20 protein-coding genes are annotated in these 17,489 nt (G+C 71.1%); 10 read left to right on the top strand and 10 right to left on the bottom strand.

Annotated elements, in window-relative coordinates; all coding sequences use genetic code 11:
* Positions 1-270: 270 nt before the first annotated feature.
* A complete protein-coding gene (locus tag AH6_RS32415) occupies positions 271-765 on the top strand; it encodes a GNAT family N-acetyltransferase (protein ID WP_067487824.1) in 495 nt (164 codons plus the stop codon).
* On the opposite strand, the gene AH6_RS32410 is transcribed toward AH6_RS32415, so the two are convergent.
* Together AH6_RS32410 and AH6_RS32405 are read right to left on the bottom strand one after the other, a co-directional pair.
* Positions 762-1,733, bottom strand: a complete 972-nt coding sequence (locus AH6_RS32410) for a zinc-binding dehydrogenase (protein ID WP_067487823.1) — start codon at positions 1,731-1,733, stop codon at positions 762-764. The genes AH6_RS32415 and AH6_RS32410 overlap by 4 nt on opposite strands.
* A gap of 56 nt (positions 1,734-1,789) precedes the next feature.
* Complete coding sequence (locus tag AH6_RS32405; RefSeq protein ID WP_067487821.1) at positions 1,790-2,203, bottom strand: SRPBCC family protein; 414 nt, start codon at positions 2,201-2,203, stop codon at positions 1,790-1,792.
* 117 nt (positions 2,204-2,320) lie between these two features.
* Between AH6_RS32405 and AH6_RS32400 the strand changes: the two genes are divergently transcribed.
* Positions 2,321-2,794: a carboxymuconolactone decarboxylase family protein gene (locus AH6_RS32400; RefSeq protein WP_067487819.1), complete on the top strand. Its 474-nt coding sequence runs from the start codon at positions 2,321-2,323 to the stop codon at positions 2,792-2,794.
* Between the two features lie 50 nt (positions 2,795-2,844).
* Here AH6_RS32400 and AH6_RS32395 read toward each other — a convergent pair whose 3' ends face one another.
* The gene (locus tag AH6_RS32395) at positions 2,845-3,294 is read right to left on the bottom strand and encodes a carboxymuconolactone decarboxylase family protein (RefSeq protein ID WP_067487817.1); all 450 of its coding nucleotides are present in this window, start codon (positions 3,292-3,294) and stop codon (positions 2,845-2,847) included.
* A gap of 83 nt (positions 3,295-3,377) precedes the next feature.
* On the opposite strand from AH6_RS32395, the gene AH6_RS32390 reads away from it, so the two are divergent.
* Together AH6_RS32390 and AH6_RS32385 are read left to right on the top strand one after the other, a co-directional pair.
* The gene (locus AH6_RS32390; protein WP_067487814.1) at positions 3,378-4,229 is read left to right on the top strand and encodes a sigma-70 family RNA polymerase sigma factor; all 852 of its coding nucleotides are present in this window, start codon (positions 3,378-3,380) and stop codon (positions 4,227-4,229) included.
* A gap of 496 nt (positions 4,230-4,725) precedes the next feature.
* Positions 4,726-6,099: a cytochrome P450 gene (locus tag AH6_RS32385; RefSeq protein WP_169807952.1), complete on the top strand. Its 1,374-nt coding sequence runs from the start codon at positions 4,726-4,728 to the stop codon at positions 6,097-6,099.
* A 114-nt stretch (positions 6,100-6,213) separates the two neighbouring features.
* On the opposite strand, the gene AH6_RS32380 is transcribed toward AH6_RS32385, so the two are convergent.
* From AH6_RS32380 to AH6_RS32375, 3 genes are all read right to left on the bottom strand, one after another.
* Positions 6,214-7,077 (bottom strand): PhzF family phenazine biosynthesis protein, encoded by an 864-nt coding sequence (locus tag AH6_RS32380; protein ID WP_067487810.1) that lies wholly within the window; start codon positions 7,075-7,077, stop codon positions 6,214-6,216.
* A 131-nt stretch (positions 7,078-7,208) separates the two neighbouring features.
* A complete protein-coding gene (locus AH6_RS43005) occupies positions 7,209-7,376 on the bottom strand; it encodes a DUF397 domain-containing protein (RefSeq protein ID WP_307190407.1) in 168 nt (55 codons plus the stop codon).
* A gap of 2 nt (positions 7,377-7,378) precedes the next feature.
* Positions 7,379-8,188, bottom strand: a complete 810-nt coding sequence (locus AH6_RS32375; RefSeq protein ID WP_157431860.1) for a helix-turn-helix domain-containing protein — start codon at positions 8,186-8,188, stop codon at positions 7,379-7,381.
* A gap of 115 nt (positions 8,189-8,303) precedes the next feature.
* Here AH6_RS32375 and AH6_RS32370 point away from each other — a divergent pair, with 115 nt between their 5' ends.
* The 3 genes from AH6_RS32370 (at position 8,304) to AH6_RS32360 (ending at position 11,972) form a co-directional block, all read left to right on the top strand.
* Positions 8,304-8,690 carry an ATP-binding protein gene (locus tag AH6_RS32370; protein ID WP_067487806.1) on the top strand — a complete coding sequence of 129 codons (387 nt, stop codon included), beginning with the start codon at positions 8,304-8,306 and terminating at the stop codon, positions 8,688-8,690.
* A complete protein-coding gene (locus AH6_RS32365; protein WP_067487804.1) occupies positions 8,687-8,938 on the top strand; it encodes a hypothetical protein in 252 nt (83 codons plus the stop codon). The genes AH6_RS32370 and AH6_RS32365 overlap by 4 nt, the downstream gene beginning before the upstream one ends.
* 265 nt (positions 8,939-9,203) lie before the next feature.
* The gene (locus AH6_RS32360) at positions 9,204-11,972 is read left to right on the top strand and encodes an aconitate hydratase (protein ID WP_067487842.1); all 2,769 of its coding nucleotides are present in this window, start codon (positions 9,204-9,206) and stop codon (positions 11,970-11,972) included.
* Positions 11,973-12,030: 58 nt separating this feature from the next.
* Here AH6_RS32360 and AH6_RS32355 read toward each other — a convergent pair whose 3' ends face one another.
* Entirely contained in the window at positions 12,031-12,654 is a 624-nt protein-coding gene (locus AH6_RS32355; protein ID WP_067487802.1) for a LysE family translocator, read from the bottom strand.
* 121 nt (positions 12,655-12,775) lie between these two features.
* Between AH6_RS32355 and AH6_RS32350 the strand changes: the two genes are divergently transcribed.
* Genes AH6_RS32350 through mug form a run of 3 tightly spaced genes read left to right on the top strand, consistent with a single transcriptional unit; the run spans position 12,776 to position 15,050 of the window.
* Positions 12,776-13,717: an aldo/keto reductase gene (locus AH6_RS32350; protein WP_067487800.1), complete on the top strand. Its 942-nt coding sequence runs from the start codon at positions 12,776-12,778 to the stop codon at positions 13,715-13,717.
* Between the two features lie 53 nt (positions 13,718-13,770).
* The gene (locus AH6_RS32345; protein WP_067487798.1) at positions 13,771-14,490 is read left to right on the top strand and encodes a sulfite exporter TauE/SafE family protein; all 720 of its coding nucleotides are present in this window, start codon (positions 13,771-13,773) and stop codon (positions 14,488-14,490) included.
* Positions 14,490-15,050 (top strand): G/U mismatch-specific DNA glycosylase, encoded by a 561-nt coding sequence (mug, locus tag AH6_RS32340; RefSeq protein ID WP_174555142.1) that lies wholly within the window; start codon positions 14,490-14,492, stop codon positions 15,048-15,050. The genes AH6_RS32345 and mug overlap by 1 nt, the downstream gene beginning before the upstream one ends.
* Before the next feature lie 9 nt (positions 15,051-15,059).
* Here mug and AH6_RS32335 read toward each other — a convergent pair whose 3' ends face one another.
* The 3 genes from AH6_RS32335 to AH6_RS32325 all read right to left on the bottom strand — a co-directional run bounded on the left by AH6_RS32335 (position 15,060) and on the right by AH6_RS32325 (position 17,423).
* Positions 15,060-15,497 (bottom strand): ASCH domain-containing protein, encoded by a 438-nt coding sequence (locus tag AH6_RS32335; protein ID WP_067487794.1) that lies wholly within the window; start codon positions 15,495-15,497, stop codon positions 15,060-15,062.
* A 289-nt stretch (positions 15,498-15,786) separates the two neighbouring features.
* The gene (locus AH6_RS32330) at positions 15,787-16,440 is read right to left on the bottom strand and encodes a class F sortase (RefSeq protein WP_067487792.1); all 654 of its coding nucleotides are present in this window, start codon (positions 16,438-16,440) and stop codon (positions 15,787-15,789) included.
* 2 nt (positions 16,441-16,442) lie between these two features.
* Positions 16,443-17,423: a hypothetical protein gene (locus AH6_RS32325; protein WP_083983688.1), complete on the bottom strand. Its 981-nt coding sequence runs from the start codon at positions 17,421-17,423 to the stop codon at positions 16,443-16,445.
* Positions 17,424-17,489 lie beyond the last annotated feature (66 nt).

The following is a 17,489-nucleotide window of genomic DNA, read 5'->3' as shown; positions in this document are numbered from 1 at the left end:
AAAAGCGGAAGGCGCGGAGCGCCTGCCCTGTCTTTTAAATGCTGCTGGGACTTTGTCCCCCGCTGCCCCTGGCATGGGGCTCTGCCCCCTGCACCCCCGTCCTCGGGGGCTGGGGTCGGTGGGCATGTGTGGGTGCGGGCTGGGGTTGTTGGTCGGGTGTGGAGCGGTCGTGGTCTGCGGCGGCTACGCGGACGTGATGGCCCTGACCGCCGAGAATCCCCGTCAGAAAGCCAATGGTCCGGCATTCGGCGGTCCAGTAGCCTCCGCAGGGTGAAGGAGATCGTTACGTATGTCGAGATGACATCCCTTGACCAGTTCGTCCCCGCCAAGCCTGTGCCCGGTCTTGTGCTGGAGCCCCTGGAGCGGGAATCGCCGCTCGTCACCGAAGTCCAGGCCAGGATCGGTGCTCCTTACGGCTGGAAGAGTGCGAGCCGCAGCCAGGATGAGTGGGCCGCCTGGTTCCAGGAGAAGCCCGAGCGGGTCTTCTGGCTCCTCTCCTATCAAGGTGAACCGGCGGGCATGGTCTCCTACGAGCCCCACCCGGGTGGCGAAGTCGAGATCGAGACCTTCGGGCTGCTGCCCGAGTTCGTCGGCAAGGGGCTCGGGGGCTTCGCCTTGACGCTCGGTGTCCGGCGCGCCTGGGAGCTGGCTCCTGCCGTGAACAGGGTCTGGCTCCACACCTCGACGCTGGACCACCCCAACGCCCTGCCCAACTACCACCGGCGCGGCTTCCGCACCTTCAAGACCGAGGAAGGCGAGCGCTAACGGATCAGGACGACCTTTCCTTCCGCGCGGCGTTCCTCCAGACACGTGTGCGCCTCGCTCGCCGTCTCGAACGGGAAGCGCGTGATGAGCGGCGTCAGCGCGCCCGTGGCCGCCTGCTCCAAGGCTTGAGTCTCCAGCGCTCGCCAGCCGTCGGGCATCAGGTGCGGGCCGATCGCCCAGCCGACTGTGAGGCCGCGCTCGATCAGGTCTTGCACCGTGAACGCCGTCGGTTCCCCCGACGCCCAGCCGTGCAGCAGCAGACGGCCGCCCGGACCCACCAGTTCCAGCGTCCGGCGGCCGATCTGCCCGCCCACGCCGTCGAACGCCAGGCTCACCGCGCGGTCGCCCAGCGCCTTGGCTACCTGTTCGGGCCAGTCGTCGCGGCGGTAGTCCACCGAGATGTCGGCGCCCAGGTTGGTCACGCGGGCGGTCTTCTCCGGACCGCCTGACACTCCCACCACCGTCGCGCCCGCCGCCTTGGCCGCTTGGACGAGGAGGCCGCCGATCCCGCCCGCCGCCGACGGGATCAGGACGACGTCGGCGGCCGTCGGCCGCGCCAGGCCGAGCAGTCCCATGGCGGTGGCGCCCGTCGTGATCATGGCCACCGCGGTCGCGTCGTCGAGCCGGTCGGGGAGGGGGTGCACCGCGTCGAGCGGTGCGGTCGCCTGTTCCGCGTAGCCGCCCTCGCCTCCCAGCGAGGCCACGACCCGGCGGCCGATCCAGGCGGGGTCCACCCCCGGGCCCACCGCGTCGATGGGGCCCGCGACCTCATCGCCCATGATCGTCGGCAGGGTCGGCGGCTCGTGCGGGCCGACCCGGAGGCCGCTGCGTAGTCGCGTTTCGATGAGATGGACGCCGCTTGCGCGCACGTCGATCCGCACCTCGCCCTCGGCCGGGCGCAGGTCGGGCACCTCCTCGTAGGTGAGGTGATCGGCGGGGCCGTAGGCGTGCAATCTGACTGCCTTCATGGTGATCTCCCAAGGGGTGAGTGATCACCATCCTGGAAGATCAAGCTTGGTTGAGGTCAAGCGGGCGCCGAGAGCTCGATCGCCTGCTTCATCTCCGCCGCGCCGCGCTCGACGCGGACGCGGATCTCGGCGGCGGACGTGTGGGGCAGCACGTCGGTCACCCAGATCAGCCGGCTGGCCCCGGTGCCCTCCGGCCGGACCTCGAACGAGGCGTGGTGGTGGTCGAGCGGCGGGCGCGCGCCCTCGGCGACGGAGTAGGCCAGGCGGCGGGCGCCGTCGTCCACCGCGACGATCAGCTCGCGGATCACGTGGCCGTCGGGGAAGGTCAGGAACCGCTGGTCGCCCTCGATCCGGGTGTCGGCGACGCGGCCCGGCAGCAGGCGTTCGTGCACCGCGCCGACGTCGCGCAGGACGTCCCAGGTGTGCTCGGGGGACGCGTCGATCACGATCTCGTGGCGGACGGAGGCCATCGGGCTCCTTCGGGGAGGGGGAGGGGCTTGATCAAGCTAGTGGAGCGCGGGATGTCACATCTCGCCGGGCCGTGGCGTCTTGGGTGTGTAGCCAACGGCAAAAGGTAGGAGAGCACCATGGACGCCCGGTTGAACCTCTTCGACAGCCCCGTCGCCGCCAAGGTCCTGAAGCACCTCATCGCGGCCAACAAGGCGATCGCGGAGTCGTCGTTGCCGGTCGCGACGCAGGAGCTGGTGAAGCTGCGCGCCAGCCAGATCAACGGGTGCGGGTTCTGCACCGACATGCACGCCAAGGACGCCGTGCACGCCGGGGAGGAGTGGACCCGGCTGAACCTGGTCGCGGCCTGGCGCGAGGCCACGGTGTTCACCGAGGCCGAGCGCGCCGCGCTGGAGCTGGCCGAGCAGGGCACCCGCATCGCCGACGCGGCCGGGGGCGTCAGCGACGAGGCCTGGGCCGAGGCCGCCAGGCACTACGACGAGGAGCAGCTCGCCGCGCTGGTGTCGATCATCGCGCTGATCAACGCCTTCAACCGGGGGAACGTCATCATCCGGCAGCCCGCCGGGGACTACCAGCCCGGCATGTTCGGCTGAGGGGTGTTCGGTGGGGCGTCATCCCTGGTCGCCAGGGATGACGCCTCTTTTCACCAGGTCTTCCCGGCCTGCTCCCGGATCGTGTGGTTGATCCGGTTGAAGAAGTTGGTCAGCGCGATGTTCAGGATGATCGCCGACAGCCGCCCGTCGTCGAAGTGGGCGGTCGCCTCGGCCCAGATCTGGTCGGTCACGCCGGGCGCGCCGTCCTGGATGCGGGTGGCGGCCTCGGTCAGCGCGAGGGCCGCCCGCTCCTGCTCGGTGAAGAACGGCGTCTCGCGCCAGGTGACCACGTTGTGCAGCCGCTCGTCGGTCTCGCCGTGCTTCTTGGCCGACGCGACGGCGGCGTGGACGCACGGGCTGCATCCGTTGATCTGGCTGGTGCGCAGGTGGACCAGTTCCAGCACGCGCGGGTCGACGCCGCTGGAGTGGATCGCCTTGTAGAGGTGCTGGACCGCCGTGGTGACGTCGGGGTTCGTCGTGGACTTCAGGCGTGCTTGCATCGGTCGTGCTCCTTCGTCGGTTACCTGAGCCCGTTCGGGCCCGTCATCACCCATGACGGAGCAGATCTGCGGGAGGTAACACCATGTCCGATGTGATGGCCGAGACGTTCCAGACCCAGCGCGACCGGCTGCACGCGGTCGCCTATCGCATGCTCGGCTCGCACGCCGACGCTGAGGACGTGGTGCAGGAGGCGTGGTTGCGGCTCAGCCGCCAGGACGCCGCCACTATCCACAATCTGGGCGGATGGCTGACAACGGTGGTCGGCCGGATCAGCCTGGACGTGTTGCGGTCGCGCCAGGTCCGTCCGGAGGCGTCCTACGAGGAGTTCGTGGTGACGGCCGATGACGGGCCTGCGCCAGAGGACGATGTCGCACTGGCGGACTCGGTCGGGCTCGCGCTGCTGGTCGTGCTGGACTCGCTCGGTCCGGGGGAGCGGCTGGCGTTCGTGCTGCACGACCTGTTCGCGGTGCCGTTCGAGCAGATCGGCCAGATCCTGGGCCGGTCCACCGACGCCGCCAAGATGCTCGCCAGCCGGGCTCGGAAGAAGGTGCGGGCGACCGATCCGCTGGCGGTCGTCCGGCGGGAAAGGCGGGAGGTGGTGCAGGCGTTTCTGGCGGCGGCGCGTCATGGGGACTTCGAGGGCCTGCTGCGCGTGCTCGATCCCGAGGTGAAGCTGACCGCCCACACTCCCGGCGGCGTGGTCGTCACCCTTGGGGCCACCGAGGTCGCCGCCGGCGCGAAGCTGGGCGGTGGCACGGCGACGCGGGGGCGGCCGGTGCTCGTCAACGGGCTGCCCGGGATCGTGTCCTGGCGCGAGGACGGCACTCCGCTCTCGGTCGTGGCGTTCACTGTGGTCGATGGCCGGATCACCGACATCGCGGTCGTCGTCGACCCCGCCCGGCTCGCGTCGATGGACCTGCCGGACCCGGAGTGACCGGCTGACGTGAGGTGGCCTGCCAAGCCGGAACCTCGCGAAGCTGTCGCGCCCGGAACCGGGCTTCCGTTCCTTGCGGCATGGGCGCGGGCCTGCTGACGCCGTCTGGCCGACCGTGCCGCATGGGCGTATTGACAGCCGGACCGCTGTTGATCATGATCATGATCAACAGCGCGCAGCAGGGAGGTCGGCGGAGTTGCAGACCTTGGTCGCTTTTTCGTCCGCTTCGCCGGTCGGAGCACCGTGAACCCTTCCGGCGACGGCTCGACCATCAGCCCGCTGGAACGGCTGGCCGTGGCCGCGTTGTGAGCTCGTCGAACGAGCTTGGCCGCTCTTCCGGACGACCGGTTCCGGCGGTCCGTCGTCGCCCGGTCGTGATCGGCGCGGGCCGCGCACCGCCCGCCGCCGCTTGTTGGCCGCGACTCTCTCCCTCCCCCGCCAGTGCCAGCGAAGCGTCGGGTTCCTGCTGGCCAGAACCGTCAAAAGGAGTTGCTTGGTGTCGACCACCGGTCACGTCAGCAGGGCCAAGACCGTCCCCTTGCGCAGTGTCGCGCCCGCGCTCGCGGCCCGCGATCCCCTCAAAGTGGTCGAACTCGTCCAGGCCGTGTCCGACGGTGGCGACATCGTGCAGGTCAACCTCGGCGGATTCCGGCCCTACGTGGTGTCGCGCCCCGAGCACGTCCAGCACGTGATGGAGGACAACCCCGGAACCTACGTGCGCGAGGGCTACCTGTGGGAGCCGCTCGAAGTGCTGGTCGGCAAGCCCGCCGGTCCGTTGTGGCAGGCCAAGCGCGAGGTGTTCCAGGAGCTGATCTCCGGTCCCGCCATCCGGGGCTTCGCCGACGAGATGGCCCGCACCATCGCCTCGGCGGTGCGGGAGATGGCCGCCCAGGCCGACGGCCGTCCCATCAACGCCGCCGTGGCCATGCCCCGCATCGTCTACCGCGCCATCACGCGCGTGCTGCTGGGCGACAGCCTGACCAGCGAGCAGGCCGACCGGCTCGGCGCGGCTTTGCAGACGGCGTCGGCCTCGATGCGGCCCCGGCTGCTGATGCCCTTCCTGCCCCGCTCCGTGCCGCTGCCCAGCGACCGCACCTTCCGGCAGGCCCTCCAGGTCATCGACGGCCTGGTGTTCCCCATCGTGGAACAGGCCCAGCGGCGGGTCGACGCCGGTGGACGGATCGAGGGCGACGACATCGTCTCGCGGCTGCTGCGCGCCCGCAGCCCCGAAGGGGACCGCTTCAACGCGCGGCAACTGCGGGACGGCATCGTCAGCCTGTTCGTCGCGGGCACCGAGACCACCGGCGTCGCGCTGACGTTCCTGTGCGGCACCCTTGAGGCCAACCCGCAGGTCGCCGCGCGGCTGTACGAGGAGATCGACCGGGTCGTGGGACGCGACCCGGTGACCGGCGCGCACCTGCGCGAGGTGCCCTACACGCGCAAGGTCGCGCTGGAGATGTTGCGCCTGTACCCGCCGGGCTGGATGTTGCCGCGGATGGTGGCCAAGGACGACGTGATCGACGGTGTCCGCATCGAGGGCGGCGGCCTGGTCGTGGTCAGCCCCTACCTCACCCACCGGCTGGCCGACGTGTGGCCGCGGCCGCTGGAGTTCGACCCCGAGCGCCACGCCCCCGGGAACAAACGGCACCGCCTGGCCTACATGAGCTTCGGCGCCGGCATGCACGCCTGCGTCGGCAAGCCGTTCTTCCTCGCCGAGGCGCAGTTGCTGATCCTGACGCTGCTGAGCCAGTACCGGCTCCACCTCCAGGAGCCGCTGCCCGCCCGCCCCCGCCTGGGCCTGACCCTGCACCCCCGCGTGGACGTGCGGTTCACCCTGACGCCCGCACCCGCTCTGGCCTCTGACCGGTAGACGCTCCACGGGAAACGGCGAGGCGATCGCCCGCAGACTGTTGGCCGGTTCGCGGTGCCGAGTGCGCCTGGCCGTCCCTGCTCGCTTCTCGGAGGCGCTTTCTGCGGGTGCTCACTAGCCGGAGATCGGTATGGCGGCGCCCGAGACGTGGACGCGGGGGTCGCCGTCGCGGAGTTCGACCGTGAGCACTCCGGGGCGGCCCATGTCCTCGCCCTGGTGGAGCGTGAGCGTGGTCGGGGAGGTGACCTTGCCGAGTTCGCGGAGGTAGGCGCCGAACGCGGCGGCCGCGGCGCCGGTGGCGGCGTCTTCCACCACGCCGCCGACCGGGAAGGGGTCGCGGACGTGGAAGACGTGCTCGGAGGCGCGCCACACGAGCTGGACGGTCGTCAGGTCGTGCCTGGTCATGTAGGCGGCGAGGCGGTCGAAGTCGTAGTCCAGGTCGGCCAGGCGTTCGCGGGTGGCGGCGGCCAGGACGAGGTGGCGGGCTCCGGCGTAGGCGAAGCGGGGCGGGAGGTCGGCGTCGAGTTCGTCCTTGCTCCAGCGGAGGATGTCCAGCGCTTCGGCGAGGTCGGCGGCTTCTTCTATGCGCGGTTCGACGCTGGTGAGCGTCGCTTGGAGGACGTCGTCGGCCTCGACGACGTCGACGGGGACGGTGCCCGCTTGGGTGGCGAACGTGAGCGCGCCGGGGCCGATCCGTTCCGCCAGGGCGACGGCGGTGGCGACGGTGGCGTGGCCGCAGAAGGAGACCTCGGCTTTGGGGCTGAAGAAGCGGATGGTGAAGGCGCGGCCGGGCTCGCCGAGACCCTCGGGGGGCGGCGTAAGGAAGGCGCTTTCGGAGTAGCCGAGGTCGGCGGCGATCGCGAGCATGGCGGCGTCGTCCAGTGCGGAGGCGTCCAGGACGACGCCGGCGCGGTTGCCACCGGCGGGGTCGGTGGAGAAGGCCGTGTAGCGCAGCACGTCACTGCTCAAGTTGCTCATGTCGCTATCGAACACCACGAAACGGCTGTGGATTTCCCGCGCCGACGCGTTCGCTCCCGGCGGCTGACTGCTTTGTCCAAGAACACAGAACGGCCCCGGACGTGTGTCCGGGGCCCGTCGTGCGTGAGGGGTTACGAGTGCTTCACGGCTTCCAAGAGCGCCTTGAAAGCGGCTCGCTCCATGGTGAGGTGGCCGGACTCCGGGGCCTTGCTGTCCCGCACGCCCACAGCCGTGCCAAGGTCACCCAGTTCGACGCAGTCGCCACCCTGCGCGTTGGAACGGCTCGCCTTTCGCCACACGATCACTTCAGGTCCTCCATAGCTTCCTCGATCCGGCTTCGTGCCGCGCTCTCCGGGAGAGCTTGCGCGCCGATCCTGTCCCACCGGACGCCGTACTGGCGCACTTCGCCACTAGTGAGGATCAGTCTCCCGCCCCCATGCGCCTCCGTGTAGGCCACATCGCCTTCGTCCACGGACAAGATCTTGAACGGGCCGTCAAGGCCGATCGTCGCACCGGCAGACCGGGGAAGAACGCGCAGGATGGCGTTCGGGCCGCTCGTCGCGTCGAGCACGTGCCCAAGCTGCTCCCGCATGATCTTCGAGCCGCCTACGGGCCACCAGACGGCGTTCTCGCACAGCGTCACCAGCAGCAGGGGGCGCGGGGTGCGCTCCAAGGTCGCCTGCCGCGCGATGCGCGCCGACACCTCACTTTCGAGGTCTTCCACGCCCGCCGCCTCCAACAGCGCGCGGGCGTACTCCGGTGTCTGGAGCAAGCCCGGGATCAACGTCATCTCGTAGATCTTCAGGAGGGACGCGCGGGCCTCATAGCCGACGTGCTCCTTGAACCAGTCGGGATCGTGGCCGAGCTTGGCGTAGGTGAGCAGGCGGAGGAAATGCCCGCCCGTTGCGAAGTGCTTGTCCAGCGTTGCGGCCTGCTTCTCGTCGAGCCGCAGCTCGCCCGACTCCAGCCGGGAAACAGTCGAGCGGACGACCCCGATGATCCGGCCGAACGTCTCGCCGCTCATCCGCGCCCGCGTCCGATAGAAGCGCAGGTCATGGGCGATCCAGGCCCACATCGAAGACATCGGGTCCGGTGACGGCTTGAGATTCATTGATCACTCTCCGCACTGGGGGGAAGTTCCCGGGCGTTGCGGTGATGGCTCGGAACAACGACAACCGTACGCCGCTCCTTCGATTCTGTGAGCTGGACCACACAAACTCCCCGAGGTGATCACGTTGTCGGACTCCGCAACCCTGGTGATCAGCACTGATCCCGAGCGACTGCACGAAGTGCGCGTGTGGGTCGAGAAGACCTTGGCCGCGTGGGACGCCGACTCCTACGTCGGCAGGCTCGCCGTCACCGAGCTGGTCGGGAACGTCCAGCGGCACGTGGGCGACGCCCAGGCGACCGTGCGCATCTATCCGTGCGACCGGGGCGTCTGCCTTGAGGTGGCGGACTCCAGTCCGGTCGCGCCCGTCGTGCGCGACCCCGGCCTGCTCGCCGAGTCGGGGCGAGGGCTGGCCGTGCTGCGTGAGATGACGAAGGCCCTCGGTTGGAACCCCACCGCCACGGGCAAGGTCGTCTTCGTCGTCCTGGAGGCGGGCCGTGCTTGAACGGGAGGTCGGCCGAGTCCCTGGCGCTCGTCTCGTTGATCAGGGGCCTGCGACGGCATGAGGGCGTGTGGGCCGTCCTCAAGACGCCGCATGGAGCGCGCCCCTACGCCGAGTTGACGCACACCGAGCCGGTGCGGCACTCCTGTCGCCGGGTCATCGCCGAGGGCGGCGTCTACGTCAGCGCGTACGGTGTCACGCCGCTGGACCGGGTAACTGACCTTGTGCGGCTTCTCGTGGCCGCCGGGTAGGGCGGGGCGGCCCGAGCGCTCTACCTGTGGGTAACTTGATGTCGAGATAAATCGGAGATAGCTTGACGTCGAGAGAAAAGCTGCGGAAGTTAGGCCTACCTGAGTCCCGAGCAGCTTCGCGGCTAGGGCAGGATTCAGGGTGAATGAGAACCTGCCGCACCGGCTCCCAGGGCCGACCAGAGCGGGTCGCATATCCACAGACAGTTGAAGACGCCGCGCCGTCATGTCCCGGACCGGACGCGCGGTGGTGACGGAGGAGGAGTCCGTGTCCACGAACAGCTTCGGCAGCCGTAGCGAGCTGCGGGTTGGCGACAAGGCGTACGAGATCTACCGGCTGGACGCCGTCGAGGGCTCGGCCCGTCTCCCGTACAGCCTCAAGGTGCTGCTGGAGAACCTCCTGCGCACCGAGGACGGCGCCAACGTCACCGCCGACCACATCCGCACCCTGGCCGGGTGGGACGCGAGCGCGCAGCCCAGCCACGAGATCCAGTTCACCCCGGCCCGCGTGATCATGCAGGACTTCACCGGCGTGCCGTGCGTGGTGGACCTGGCGACCATGCGCGAGGCCGTGCGCGACCTGGGCGGCGACCCCACGCGCATCAACCCGCTGGCGCCCGCCGAGATGGTCATCGACCACTCGGTCATCGTCGACTACTTCGGCACCCCCGAGGCGTTCCAGCGCAACGTCGAGGTCGAGTACGAGCGCAACAAGGAGCGCTACCAGTTCCTGCGCTGGGGCCAGACCGCCTTCGACCAGTTCAAGGTCGTGCCGCCCGGCACCGGCATCGTGCACCAGGTGAACATCGAGCACCTGGCCCGCGTGGTGTTCGACCGCGACGGCATCGCCTACCCCGACTCCTGCGTGGGCACCGACTCCCACACCACCATGGAGAACGGCATCGGCGTCCTCGGCTGGGGCGTCGGCGGCATCGAGGCCGAGGCCGCGATGCTCGGCCAGCCGATCTCCATGCTGATCCCGCGCGTGGTCGGCTTCAAGCTGACCGGCGAGCTGAACGCCGGCACCACCGCCACCGACCTGGTGCTGACCATCACCGAGATGTTGCGCAAGCACGGCGTGGTCGGCAAGTTCGTGGAGTTCTACGGCGAGGGCGTGCAGGCCCTGCCGCTGGCCAACCGCGCCACCATCGGCAACATGAGCCCCGAGTTCGGCTCCACCTGCGCCATCTTCCCGATCGACGACGAGACCCTCGCCTACCTGCGCCTCACCGGCCGCAGCGACGAGCAGATCGCGCTGGTCGAGGCGTACGCCAAGGAGCAGGGCATGTGGCTGGACCCGGCCGTCGAGCCGGAGTTCTCCGAGTACCTCGAACTGGACCTGTCCACCGTCGTGCCGTCGCTGGCCGGGCCCAAGCGCCCGCAGGACCGCATCGCCCTGTCGGAGGCCAAGCCGACCTGGCGCCAGGACGTCCAGAACTACGTCTCCAGCATCCAGGGCCCCGCCGACGAGGCGTCCGCCGAGTCCTTCCCGGCCTCCGACTCGCCCGCCGTCAGCCGCGACGGCAACGGCGACAAGCCGCGCGAGACCGGCGACGGCGCGTCCGGCCGCCCGAACCGCCCGACCACGGTGACGATGGGCGACGGCTCGTCCTTCGAGATCGACCACGGCATCGTCGCGGTCGCCGCCATCACCTCCTGCACCAACACCTCCAACCCCTTCGTCATGGTCGGCGCCGGCCTGCTGGCGAAGAAGGCGGTGGACAAGGGCCTGACCCGCAAGCCGTGGGTCAAGACCTCGCTGGCCCCCGGCTCCCAGGCCGTCACCGACTACCTGGAGCGCGCCGGCCTCACCCCGTACCTGGACAAGATCGGGTACAACCTGGTCGGCTACGGCTGCACCACCTGCATCGGCAACACCGGCCCGCTCCAGCCGGAGATCTCCAAGGCCATCAACGACAACGACCTGGCCGTCACCGCCGTGTTGTCGGGCAACCGCAACTTCGAGGGCCGCATCAGCCCCGACGTGAAGATGAACTACCTGGCCTCGCCGCCGCTGGTCATCGCCTACGCGCTCGCGGGCACGATGGACATCGACATCCTCAACGACTCCCTCGGCGAGGGCGCCGACGGGCAGCCGGTGTACCTGAAGGACATCTGGCCGTCGCAGGAAGAGGTCGCCGAGATCGTCAACTCCTCCATCGGCCAGGAGATGTACATCCGCAACTACGCCGACGTCTTCAAGGGCGACGAGCGCTGGCGCGGCCTGGACATCCCGACCGGCGGCACCTTCGAGTGGGACCCGGCCTCCACCTACGTGCGCAAGGCCCCCTACTTCGACGGCATGGAGATGGAGCCGGCCCCGGTCACCGACATCCACGGCGCCCGCGTGCTGGCCAAGCTGGGCGACTCGGTCACCACCGACCACATCTCCCCGGCCGGGTCCATCAAGGTCGGCACCCCGGCCGCGCAGTACCTCCAGGAGAACGGCGTCGAGGTCCGCGACTTCAACAGCTACGGCTCGCGCCGCGGCAACCACGAGGTCATGATCCGCGGCACCTTCGCCAACATCCGGCTGCGCAACCAGCTCCTGGACGGCGTCGAGGGCGGCTACACCCGCGACTTCACCCAGGACGACGCGCCGCAGTCGTTCATCTACGACGCCGCGCAGAACTACGCCGCGCAGGGCACCCCGCTGGTGGTCATCGCGGGCAAGGAGTACGGCTCGGGCTCCTCGCGCGACTGGGCCGCCAAGGGCACCGCGCTGCTGGGCGTGCGCGCCGTCATCGCCGAGTCCTACGAGCGCATCCACCGCTCCAACCTGATCGGCATGGGCGTGCTGCCCCTGCAGTTCAAGGAGGGCGAGTCGGCCGGGTCGCTGGGCCTCACCGGCACCGAGACCTTCGACATCACCGGCGTGGAGAAGCTCAACGAGGGCGGCGTGCCCTCCGAGGTCACCGTGACGGTCGACGGCCGCGAGTTCCAGGCCGTCGTCCGCATCGACACCCCCGGAGAGGCCGACTACTACCGCAACGGCGGCATCATGCAGTACGTGCTGCGCAACCTGCTGCGCAAGTAGGCAGGGCCGTTCGACGGACGGGCCGTCTCCCCTCGGGGAGGCGGCCCGTTCCGCGTTCCTAGTGGTCGGCGGCCAGCTTCGCCGCGAAGCCGAGGAACGCCACGCCCGTCACCTGCTGGATGCGCCGCTTGACCTCCGGACGCGCCAGCGTGCGCCGCGCCGCGCCCGCCACGCCCACCAGCAGGCCGAACCACAACATTCCCTGCGCGGCGTGGATCAGCGCGAACAGCAGGCTCGTCCAGAACACCGACGCCCCGTCCGGCACGAACTGCGGCAGCAGGCTCATGTAGAAGACGCCGATCTTCGGGTTCAGCAGGTTGGTGACGAAGCCGCCGCGCAGCGCCGCCAGGCCGCCCAGCGGCGCGTCGGCCTCCTCGGCGGCGGCGTCGCCGGTGCGGCGGCGGGCCGTCCACAACGCCCGGCCGCCCAGCCACACCAGGTACAGCGCGCCCGCGACGCGCAGCACGTCGAACGCCAGCTCCGACGCCGCCAGCAGCGCCGTCAGCCCCACCGCGCTCGCCATCGCCCAGGTCAGACAGCCCAGCGCGACGCCGGTGCCCGCCAGCAGCCCGGTGCGGCGGCCCGCCGCGACCGTGGCGCGCAGCACCAGCATCGTGTCCAGACCGGGAGTGATCGTCACCAGCGCGGCGACCAGGGCGAAGGCGAGGCAGGCGGAGAGCATGGCGACATGCTAGTCATGCGGTTTTCCTGGCGCTTTACCGGCGGCGCGGTGTGCGGGGCCGCCACCCGGAAACAAGGGGGAGGAGGGAATGGCGGGACGCGCGGGGGGATTGCACCGACACATGGCTGACATCACGAAGAAGATCGGCGACCTGGACGTCTTCCCGCTCTCGCTGGGCGGCAACGTCTTCGGCTGGACCGCCGACCGCGACGCCTCGTTCGCGGTGCTGGACGCCTACCTGGAGGGCGGCGGCGACTTCGTCGACACCGCCGACGTCTACTCCGCGTGGGTGCCCGGCAACAAGGGCGGGGAGTCCGAGGAGATCATCGGGGAGTGGCTCGCCGCGCGCCGCAACCGCGACGACGTCGTGATCGCCACCAAGGGCGGCCACCACCCCGAGCACACCGGCCTGTCCGCGCCGGTGCTCAAGGCCGCGGTGGACGCCTCGCTGCGCCGCCTGGGCACCGACCACATCGACCTCTACTACACCCACTTCGACGACCCCGACGTGCCGGTCGAGGAGATCATGACGGCGCTGGACGAGCTGGTGCGCGCCGGGAAGATCCGGCAGCTCGGCGCGTCCAACATCTCGCCCGAGCGCCTGGCGGCCTCCATGGACTTCGCCGAGCGGGAGGGCAAGGCGCGCTACGTGGCGCTCCAGCCGCACTACAACCTGGTCTCCCGCGACACCTACGAGGGCGACCTCCAGGACACCGCCGCCCGCTACGGCCTGGCCGCCGTCCCCTACTACGGGCTGGCGTCGGGCTTCCTGACCGGCAAGTACCGGCCCGGCCAGCAGGTGGACAGCGCCCGCGCCCAGGGTGCCGCCAAGTACCTGGAGTCCGAGCGCGGGCGCAAGGTCCTGGCCACGCTCGACGACGTCGCCAAGGAGCGCGCCGCCGCCGTCCCGACCGTCGCGCTGGCCTGGCTCGCCGCCAAGCCCACCGTCGTCGCGCCGATCGCCTCGGCGCGGACGGTCGAGCAGCTCCCGCCGCTGCTGGCGGTGCCGGGACTGGAGCTGAGCGAGGCGGAGGTCGCCGCGCTGGACGAGGCGTCGGCCTGACCGGTCCCGCATGATCCGACCGGGAAGGTCGGGATGTAACGTTCCACGGCGTTATGCCACCTCTCGACTTCCTGGTCGCCGGCGGCCTGGCGGTGCTGCTCGGCGCGATCGTGCAGGGCAGCGTCGGCCTCGGCGTCGGCCTGGTCGCCACGCCCGTGGTGACGCTGGTGTCCCCGGCGCTCATGCCCGGCGCGATCCTGGTCACCGCCGCCCTGCTGCCCCTGGCCACCCTCGTGCAGGAGGTGCGGCACGCGGATCTGCGCGGCCTGGGCTGGGCGTTCGGCGGCCGTGTCGCCGGGACGCCGCTCGGCGTGTGGGTGGTCGCGGCCGTGCCCGCGCGGGCGCTCGGCGTCGTGATCGGGGCCGTGGTGCTGGCCGCGCTCGGCGCGTCCGCGTGGTCGGGGACGGTGCCGCGCAACCGCACGACGCTGGCCACCGCCGGGCTGGTCGCGGGCGCGACCGGCACCGCCTCGGCCATCGGCGGCCCGCCGCTCGCGCTGCTCTACCAGCGCGAGAGCGGGCCGCGCCTGCGCGCGACGCTGGCGGTGTTCTTCACCGGCGGCGCACTGCTGTCGCTGCTCACCCTGGGGGCGGTGGGACGGCTGCCGCACCAGCAGGTCGTCGCGGGGCTGGCGCTCACGCCGTTCGTGCTGGCGGGGTTCCTGGCCGCCGGACCGCTGCGCCGCTACCTGGACGCGAGACGGATGCGCGTCGCGGTGCTGCTGGTGGTGGGGGCGTCCGCGCTGGTGCTGATCCTGCGTAGCCTGGTGTGATGCGTCCGTCGAAGGCCGATCTGGAAGCCGCCCGCGACAAGGTGATCCCCGACCTGCTGCCGCCCGAGGGCGAGACGTTGCGGGTGTTGTTCTGCGGGATCAACCCCGGCCTCTACTCCGGCGCGACCGGGCACCACTTCGCGCGGCCCGGCAACCGGTTCTGGCCCGCCCTGCACCGCTCGGGCTTCACCGAACGGCAACTGTCGCCCGGCGAGCAGCACCTGCTGCCCTCCTTCGGCCTCGGCATCACCAACCTCGCCTCGCGCACCACCGCGCGCGCCGACGAGCTGACCGAGGAGGAGCTGCGGGAGGGCGGGCGCAAGCTCGTCGCGCTCGTGGAGCGGTACCGGCCCGCCTACCTGGGCGTCGCCGGGGTGACCGCCTACCGCACGGCCTTCGGCCGCAAGGACGCCAAGATCGGGCCGCAGGAGGAGGGCATCGGACCGGCGCGGTTGTGGGTGCTGCCCAACCCGAGCGGACTGAACGCGAGCTGGCCGCTGCCCCGGCTGGCCGAGGAGTTCGGCAGGCTGCGCGAGGCCGCCGACGCGGCCAGGTCCTGAGAGCGCGGGCTAGGGCCGGTTCAGGGCCGCCGTCGCGGCGATCATCGTGCGGATCTCGGTGATCAGCGTCGGCTTGGGCTCCCACATCTCCGGGCGGCCCAGCGCCACCACCGGGCGCGGCAGCGGGCGCACGTCGGCCAGCTTCCAGTGGTGCTTCTCCGGCTCCGCCCACGGGCCGCACTCGCACGTGCCGTCCAGCACCGCGCTGGAGCAGACGTCCTCCAGCTCGGCCACCGCGATGACCGCGCCCAGCGTCGCCAGCGGGTCGCGCGGGTTCCAGCCCGCGGCCTGCACCAGCGGCGAGTCGCACGCCTTCAGGTCGACGCGCATGGAGGCGTGGACCAGCAACGGGCCCCGGTAGGCGGTCGGCAGGCCCTGGTTGCAGACGGTCTTCCCGCCACGCGCGATCGCGAAGGCCCAGGGCTGCTGAACGCTTATCGCCTGCACGTGGTCACCTCCCGTGCTCGCCCGGTCTCCATACTGGCCCGGGGGTCGCAGACGTGGTGCCCGGTTCCCGGCGGAGTATCCGGCTCGTCCCGGCCGATCCCCACCGCTACGTCAGCCAATGGTGTCCCTGCGGCTAGGTCCGGACCCCTGCGAGACCCCCTGTGAAGGGTGCAACGGCCCGGACGGGCGAATGGTTCGCACTGTGATGTCTCACATCATGCCGTGCCGAAGCAACCGGACGCGCCGTATTCGCCCGGGTACGTCTGGTTTCAGGGTGACCGGTGGGACGTCAGGCCCGCACCATGCGCGTGTAGGCGATCACGTTGTCGCGGTAGTGCCCGGTGCCCGGGTCGAACGTCCCGCCGCAGGTCACCAGCCGCAGGGCCGCGTAGTCGATGTCCTCGCCGTAGACCTTCTCGCCGGGGAAGGAGTCCTTGGACACCCGCTCGACGCGCTCGACCGCGAAGGTGGCGGTTTTCCCATCCTTGCGCGTCACCCGCACCCGGTCGCCCGGCTTCAGTTCCTTCAGCCGGTAGAACACCGCGGGCTTCTTCATCGCGTCGACGTGCCCGAGGATCACCGCCGGGCCGCCCTCGCCCGGCGTCGGGCCCTTCTTCCACCACCCCGCCAGGTTCGGCCGGCTGAGCGGCGGCTCCTCGATGCGGCCGTCGGCTTGCAGGCCGAGGTCGGTGACCGGCGCCGACACCTTCAGCCGGGGGATGGCGATGGTGGCGGGCTGCGAGCGCGGCAGCGGCGGCAGCGCGGAGGAGGACGCCGAGGCGCCCGGGTCGGTCGGGCCGCCGGAGTAGTCCTCATCGCCGCACCCGGCCGCCGCGGACAGCAGCGCGAGGACGGCGAAGACGCGGACCGCCGTGCGGCGGCCCGCGTCCCGCTGCGGCCGTTCCCGGCGACGCCGCGTGGCGGCGCGGTGGCCGGTGTTCACGATCAGCCGTTCTCCTTCGGTCCCTGCTCCGCGAGGGCGCGGCGGCGCACCAGCACGGCCGAACCGCCGAGGAACACCAGCGAGCCCGCCAGCAGCGGCGCCGCGCCGCCGGGGCCCTGCCGCTCGGTGACGGTGCTGCCGTCGCCGGTGTCGGGCGCGCCGCGCGGGATCGTCGGGCTGCCCCGGTCCACGTCCTGCTCGCCGGGCCGGCTGCTGAACGACACCTTGCCGTAGCCGGGGCACTCCACGGTGAGGCGGACGATCGACGGCAGGTGCGCCTTGAACCGGCCGCCGCCCTCCCAGGTGTCCTTCTGGATCTTCTCCATGCGCGGCTGGTGGGCGAACGAGGCCGAGTAGGCGCGCGGCTGCACGGGGCAGACCACCTTGATGCCGAGCGCCGCGCCGGGCACCGCGCGGCGGGTGGTCAGCGTCACGTCCTCGTACCCGAAGGAGAAGCCGGGCCTGCCGCCCGGCTCGTCGGGCTTGTTCGGCTTGCCGGGCTTGCTGGGCGGCTTGGGCTTGGCGGGCAGCTTGGTGCGCAGCTCCATCGTCGCCAGGCCGCTACCGGTGAGGCAGACGAACTTGGAGACGTAGGTGTGGCCGGGCTCCAGGTCGGTGCGGGTGCCGCCGATGCCCGACCACACGCCCTGGCCCTCGTCGTCGAACGAGGCGGGCTCGTTCTTGTCGAAGATCTCGTTCGGGCTGATCACGCGCGGCTCGGTCCTGCAGCCGCTGACCCGCACGTTGAGGTTCTGGCCGGGCTGGAACGGGTTGGGGGACGCCGAGACGCGCGGCGGGCCGACCGGCTGGTCGTCGGGGGCGGCGGGCACGGCGGGCTTGGGCGCGCCGGGGGCGTTCTTGGGTGGGGTGCCGCGGGGCGCGTCCTGCGGCGGGTGCGGCGCGGCCGCGGCCGCCGGGGTCGCGACCCCGAGCAGGGCGGCGCCGGAGACGGCGCCTGCGGCGGCGAGTCGTCTGATGCCCATGTGGCTCCTTGCCGGGAGGGGGCGCGGCGGGACGATCGAGGGGCGTGGTACGTCGCTCGCGCAGTG

It is taken from the genome of Actinomadura hibisca NBRC 15177, from assembly GCF_001552635.1.
Classification (GTDB): domain Bacteria; phylum Actinomycetota; class Actinomycetes; order Streptosporangiales; family Streptosporangiaceae; genus Spirillospora; species Spirillospora hibisca.
This window is presented reverse-complemented; position numbering and strand designations above follow the sequence as displayed.

What these genes read in the sequence shown, in the direction of transcription:
- AH6_RS32355 (WP_067487802.1), bottom strand. Translation starts at nt 12,654, where the DNA reads ATGCTCTCCGCCTGCCTCGCCTTCGCCCTGGTCGCCGCGCTGGTGACG.
- AH6_RS32380 (WP_067487810.1), bottom strand. Translation starts at nt 7,077, where the DNA reads ATGAGCAACTTGAGCAGTGACGTGCTGCGCTACACGGCCTTCTCCACC.
- mug (WP_174555142.1), top strand. Translation starts at nt 14,490, where the DNA reads ATGCGTCCGTCGAAGGCCGATCTGGAAGCCGCCCGCGACAAGGTGATC.
- AH6_RS32410 (WP_067487823.1), bottom strand. Translation starts at nt 1,733, where the DNA reads ATGAAGGCAGTCAGATTGCACGCCTACGGCCCCGCCGATCACCTCACC.
- AH6_RS32400 (WP_067487819.1), top strand. Translation starts at nt 2,321, where the DNA reads ATGGACGCCCGGTTGAACCTCTTCGACAGCCCCGTCGCCGCCAAGGTC.
- AH6_RS32405 (WP_067487821.1), bottom strand. Translation starts at nt 2,203, where the DNA reads ATGGCCTCCGTCCGCCACGAGATCGTGATCGACGCGTCCCCCGAGCAC.
- AH6_RS32345 (WP_067487798.1), top strand. Translation starts at nt 13,771, where the DNA reads ATGCCACCTCTCGACTTCCTGGTCGCCGGCGGCCTGGCGGTGCTGCTC.
- AH6_RS32350 (WP_067487800.1), top strand. Translation starts at nt 12,776, where the DNA reads ATGGCTGACATCACGAAGAAGATCGGCGACCTGGACGTCTTCCCGCTC.
- AH6_RS32325 (WP_083983688.1), bottom strand. Translation starts at nt 17,423, where the DNA reads ATGGGCATCAGACGACTCGCCGCCGCAGGCGCCGTCTCCGGCGCCGCC.
- AH6_RS32390 (WP_067487814.1), top strand. Translation starts at nt 3,378, where the DNA reads ATGTCCGATGTGATGGCCGAGACGTTCCAGACCCAGCGCGACCGGCTG.
- AH6_RS32395 (WP_067487817.1), bottom strand. Translation starts at nt 3,294, where the DNA reads ATGCAAGCACGCCTGAAGTCCACGACGAACCCCGACGTCACCACGGCG.
- AH6_RS32375 (WP_157431860.1), bottom strand. Translation starts at nt 8,188, where the DNA reads ATGAATCTCAAGCCGTCACCGGACCCGATGTCTTCGATGTGGGCCTGG.